The organism is Actinomadura sp. 7K534 (assembly GCF_004348575.1).
Taxonomy (GTDB): Bacteria; Actinomycetota; Actinomycetes; order Streptosporangiales; family Streptosporangiaceae; genus Spirillospora; species Spirillospora livida.
In genome coordinates this window covers 1-4,839 of the sequence record NZ_SMKB01000369.1, presented here as the reverse complement: position 1 = coordinate 4,839, position 4,839 = coordinate 1, and the positions used below count along the sequence as shown (strand labels likewise).

Sequence of the window (4,839 nt, the reverse complement as noted above, 5' to 3'; positions counted from 1 at the left end):
GGGCAGGGGGCGCGGGTGCGGCGGGCGTAGGCGCGGGCGGCCACGGCCATCCCCGCACCCCACAGGACGTAGGCGGGGACGGCGGCCCAGAAGAACGCCTCGGGCAGGTCGAGGCCCCCTTCGGGCGGGAACGGGTCGCGGCCGTGGAGCCGCTCCCAGCACATCAGCAGCAGCATCAGCCCGAAGTAGACGGTCAGGCCGGCGGAGACCGCGGCGGCCGGCCACAGCACCAGCCGGCGCGGGACGCGGCGCCCGCCGAGGACGGGCAGCGGGCGCGGCCACGTCCGCCCGAAGGGGTGCACGAGCGCGAGCGGCAGCAGGGTCCCGCCGAGCACGAACCCGGCCTCGAACAGCAGCGCCGACGCGCCGCCCGACAGGGGCGACGCGCCGAACCCGACGGCGGCCTGCGCCGCGACGCGGGCGGCGCAGCCGGCGACGGCGAGGTAGGCGGCCCGGTACGCCCACGCGGGGGTGCGGCCGAGCGGGCCCGCCGCGGCGGCCGCGCACGCGGCGCGGCTGAGCGCGCCCAGCGGGTGGAAGGGGACGCCGAGGCCGGGCAGGACCGCGCCGATCACGTCGAGGAGCAGCATCGCGGCCGCGGCGGCCAGGGCCGCCGCGGCCGTCCACGCGGCGAGCCGCAGGACCCGACCGGTGCGGTGCCGCGCCGCCGGGTGCGCGAGGGCGAGCAGGACGGCCGTTGCGGCTCCGCACAGCGCGACGCCCCGCCAGCCGGTGAACACGACCAGGTCGGGCCCGGCGGGCGACATGTTCCGCGGCTGGTTCCCGGCCGCCCAGTAGGCGCGCAGGACGCCGTAGGCGAGCAGCCAGGCGGGCGCGGCCCACGGCACGACGCGGTCGAGGCCGCGGCCGCCGTCGGGGCCGGGGTGCGCGTTCCCGGGCGCGGCGGCCGGGCCGGTGAGCTGGGTGGTCATGGCCCGATCCTGCGGGCCGGCGGCGGGGCGGCGCCTCCCTGCGGCGGCCGATCCCGCTCCCCCACGCGGGGGAGCACCCGCCGCCCCGGACGGGCGCCGGGGACGGGGCGGCGGATAAATGGCTGGCGCGGGTCCGGGGGCGGCGAGTACAGTCGCGGGCGGAACCGGGAAGGGGAGGTGGAGACGTATGGCCGTCGCTGCGGTCGCCGCCGTGCGCGGCACTCGGCCCGTCCTCCTTCCCCGGGCCGCCGGCTGACCCGTCCCGCCTCACCGGCCGGACGCGGACGCGCCGGGGCCCCTTTTCACGCAAGGGTTCCAAGACATTGCCTTCCGCATCCGCGGGGTCGTCGCCGCTGGCCGCCTACGGCTGGGACGACGCCCTCGACAACGCGTTCACCTCCTACAGCGCGGCGGGGCTGATCCCCGCGCGCGTGGCCGCGGTCGACCGCGGCCTGTGCGACGTGGTCACCGGGCAGGGCCCTATGCGGGCCGTGACCGGCCCGGTCCCCGCCTCGCCCGCTGATCTGTCCGTCGATTCATCCGCTGATTCATCCGCTGATCTGTTCATCGATCCGCCCGCCGGTGCGCCGGGCGGGCCGCCGCTGGTGCCGTGCACGGGCGACTGGGCGGCGCTGCGACCCGGCGGCCCCGGCGGGCGGCCGGTGGTGGCGGCGCTGCTGCCGCGCCGGACCGCGATCGTGCGGTCGTCGGCGTCGCGGGACTCGCGCGGCCAGGTGCTGGCCGCCAACGTCGACACCGTCGCCATCACGGTGTCGCTGGACGCCCGCCTGGACCTCGGCCGCGTCGAGCGGCTGCTGGCCCTGGCGTTCGAGAGCGGCGCGCGGCCGGTGGTCGTGCTCACCAAGGCCGACCGCGTGCCCGGCACCGCCGGCGCCGAGGCGCGGGTCGCCGAGGCCGCGCCGGGCGTGGACGTGGTCGCGTGCAGCGCCGCGTCCGGCGACGGCGTCGGCGCCGTCCGCGCCGCCCTGCACGGGACGGTGGTCCTGGTCGGGCCGTCGGGGTCGGGCAAGTCCACCCTCGGCAACGCGCTGCTCGGCCGGGACGCGCTGGCCACCGGCGCGGTCCGGGCGAGCGACGGCAAGGGCCGCCACACCACCGTCCGGCGCGAGCTGCTGCCGCTGCCGGGCGGCGGCGTCCTGATCGACACGCCGGGCCTGCGCGGCGTGGGCCTGTTCGAGGCGTCCGACGGCCTGGAACGCGCGTTCGCCGACATCGCCGAACTGGCCGCGGACTGCCGGTTCGGCGACTGCGCGCACCGCACCGAGCCGGGCTGCGCGGTCCTGGCCGCCGTCGAGGACGGGACGCTGCCGCGGCGGCGCCTGGACAGCCACCGCAAGCTGCAGCGCGAGAACGACTGGATCGCCTCCCGCGCCGACGCCCGCCTGGACGCCGAGCGCCGCGCCCGGTCCAAGGAGATCTCCCGGTGGCAGCGGCGGATGTACCGGGAACGGGGGCGGGGCCGGTGACCTGGGTGACCAGACCGGAGGGCCCCGGCGACGCCGCGGCGGTCCGCGCCGTGGTCGCGGCGGCGTTCCCGACCGAGCAGGAGGCCCGCCTGGTCGACGCGCTGCGCCGGGACCCGGCCTGGGTGCCGGGCCTGGCGGCGGTCGCCGAGACGCCCGGCGGCGTGGTCGCCGGGTACGCGCTGCTCACCCGCTGCCGCGTGGGCGGGGCCGCCGCGCTGGCGCTGGCGCCGGTGGCCGTCCTGCCCGCCCGGCAGCGACGGGGAGCGGGCGGCGCCGCGGTCCGCGCGGCGCTGGCCGCGGCGGCCGCGCGCGCCGCCGGCGGGCGGGGCGAGCGGCTGGTGGTGGTGCTCGGGCATCCGGGGTACTACCCGCGGTTCGGGTTCGCGCCGGCGTCGTCGCTGGGGGTCGCCGCGCCGTTCGAGGTGCCGGATGAGGCGCTGATGGCGCTGGTGCTGGACGGGCCGGGCCCGGTCCCGTCCGGCACGATCGCCTACCCCGCCCCGTTCGGCGTGTAACAGCCGGCCGGGGACGGCGCCCGTCCGCCGGGACGCGCAGCCCGCGTCCCGGCGGACGGGAGAGCCGCCCTTTTGGGTATGGCGTACGCAACTAGGATGCCTGGGGAGAGCATCAGGAGGTCCGGTGACAGGCGGCGAGCACGTCAGCATCTGGTCGGTCCCGGAGCGGCCGGGCCGCGGCCCCCGCCCCGCCTACAGCCGCGTCCAGATCACCGAGGCGGCGATCCGCATCGCCGACGCCGACGGCCTGGAGGCCGCGTCGATGCGCCGGATCGCGGCCGACCTCGGCACCGCCGCGATGTCGCTGTACCGGTACGTCTCCTCCCGCGACGACCTGGTCGAGCTGATGGCCGACCACGTCCTGGCGGAGATGGACGTGCCGCCCCGCCCCAGCGGCGACTGGCGCGCGGACCTGACGCTGATCGCCGAGAGCACCCGCGCGATCTGGCTGCGGCACCCCTGGCTGGCGGGCCTGGACGGCACCCGCGCCATGCTCGGCCCCAACCGGCTGCGGCTGATGGAGTTCGCGATCGGCGCGCTGGACGTCGGCCCGCCCCTCGACGACGTGATCACGCTGATCGACATGCTGAACGGCTACGTCCAGCACGTCGTGCGCGGCGAGATCGCGGCGGCGGCCCGGGGCGGCGGGCAGGGCCGGACGCCGCCGGGGCCGTGGCGGACCCACGACGACCCGCACCTGGACCCCCACCTGCGGGACCTGCTGGCCACCGGCGACTTCCCCAGGTTCGAGCGGGTCGTGCGGGAGGCGCGGCTGCCGCGCATGTCCGGCGACGAGCAGTTCCGCCACGGGCTGGAACGCGTCCTGGACTGCATCGCCCGCGCCCTGCCCTGACCGGCGGGCCCTGACCGGCGGGCCCTCACCGGCGGGCCCTGACCTGGCCGTGACCGGCGGGCCGGGGTCTCCCCGGCAGGAATCGAACCTGCGGCTCCCGGCTTCGGAGGCCGGTGCTCTGTCCGCTGAGCTACGGGGAGCGGGGCCCCGCCCCCAGGGTGACGCGGGGGCGGAGCCGAAGACGCCGGCGGGAGTCGAACCCGCCCGCGGCGGCCGCGCGGACCGCCGCCCGGCTCCGGCGCCATGGACCGGTGCGGTGCCTGCCTGATCCAGACTGCCCCGCCCGCCCGCACCGCGGCAAAGGGTTTTCCGCCGCCCCGACCCGGTGCGCTCCGCTGCCCGACCCGGGGGCGGCCGCGGTTCCCGGTCCGGCGGGGGGACCCGTAGGCTCGGCCCCCGGGAGGGTTTCATGGGCCGCGATCCGGAGTACCTGGCGTTCATGCGCCGCCGCCTCGCCGAACCCGCGGCGCCGCCCGGCGGCGGTGTCGAGGATGCGCGCCGCGAACTCGCCGCCGACCTGGCCCGCTCCCCGCGCCCACCGGTGCACACCGTCGAGGACCTCGTCGTGGACGGCCCCGCCGGGCCGCTGCCCGCACGCCTGTACCGGCCCGGCTCCGGCGCACCCGCACCGGCGCTGGTGTTCTTCCACGGCGGCGGCTGGATCCTCGGCGACGTCGAGTCCTACGACCCCGTCGTCCGGGCGCTCGCGCTGGCCAGCGGCACCGCCTGGGTGTCGGTCGGCTACCGCCGGCCGCCCGAGGACCCCTACCCCGCCGCGGTCGACGACGCCGCAGCCGCGGTCCGCTGGACTGCCGGGCACGCCGCCGCCCTCGGCCTGGACCCCGCCCGGATCGGCGTCGCCGGCGACAGCGCCGGCGGCCAGATCGCCGCCGCCGCGGCCGCGCGGCTCCGCGGCCCCGGGCCCGCGCGCCCCGCGCTGCAGGTGCTGCTGTACCCGGCGCTCGACCTGCGCGCCGTCCCGCCGCGGCAACCCGACCCCGACGGCCTGCGGTTCCCGCCCTCCGGCGTCGACCGAGCCCTGCGCGCCTACC

Annotated in this window: 5 protein-coding genes and 1 tRNA gene; 4 read left to right on the top strand and 2 right to left on the bottom strand. The window is 79.1% G+C overall.

Translation table 11 applies throughout. The annotated features are described in order from the left end of the window. Positions 1-932, bottom strand: a 932-nt coding sequence (locus E1266_RS35615) for a hypothetical protein (RefSeq protein ID WP_132054744.1), incomplete at its 3' end; no start/stop codon positions are given. A gap of 323 nt (positions 933-1,255) precedes the next feature. Here E1266_RS35615 and rsgA point away from each other — a divergent pair. The 3 genes from rsgA (at position 1,256) to E1266_RS35600 (ending at position 3,787) form a co-directional block, all read left to right on the top strand. Beyond that, entirely contained in the window at positions 1,256-2,419 is a 1,164-nt protein-coding gene (gene rsgA / locus E1266_RS35610; protein ID WP_132054742.1) for a ribosome small subunit-dependent GTPase A, read from the top strand. 5 nt (positions 2,420-2,424) lie between these two features. Continuing rightward, positions 2,425-2,934, top strand: a complete 510-nt coding sequence (locus E1266_RS35605; RefSeq protein WP_243719303.1) for a GNAT family N-acetyltransferase — start codon at positions 2,425-2,427, stop codon at positions 2,932-2,934. Between the two features lie 124 nt (positions 2,935-3,058). Next, positions 3,059-3,787, top strand: coding sequence for a TetR/AcrR family transcriptional regulator (locus E1266_RS35600; RefSeq protein WP_132054738.1), 729 nt, complete (start codon positions 3,059-3,061; stop codon positions 3,785-3,787). A 67-nt stretch (positions 3,788-3,854) separates the two neighbouring features. Here E1266_RS35600 and E1266_RS35595 read toward each other — a convergent pair. Further along, positions 3,855-3,927: transfer RNA gene (locus E1266_RS35595), tRNA-Arg, on the bottom strand. A gap of 269 nt (positions 3,928-4,196) precedes the next feature. Between E1266_RS35595 and E1266_RS35590 the strand changes: the two genes are divergently transcribed. Then, positions 4,197-4,839 (top strand): alpha/beta hydrolase fold domain-containing protein (locus E1266_RS35590; RefSeq protein WP_207946123.1); only part of this gene is annotated, 643 nt, incomplete at its 3' end.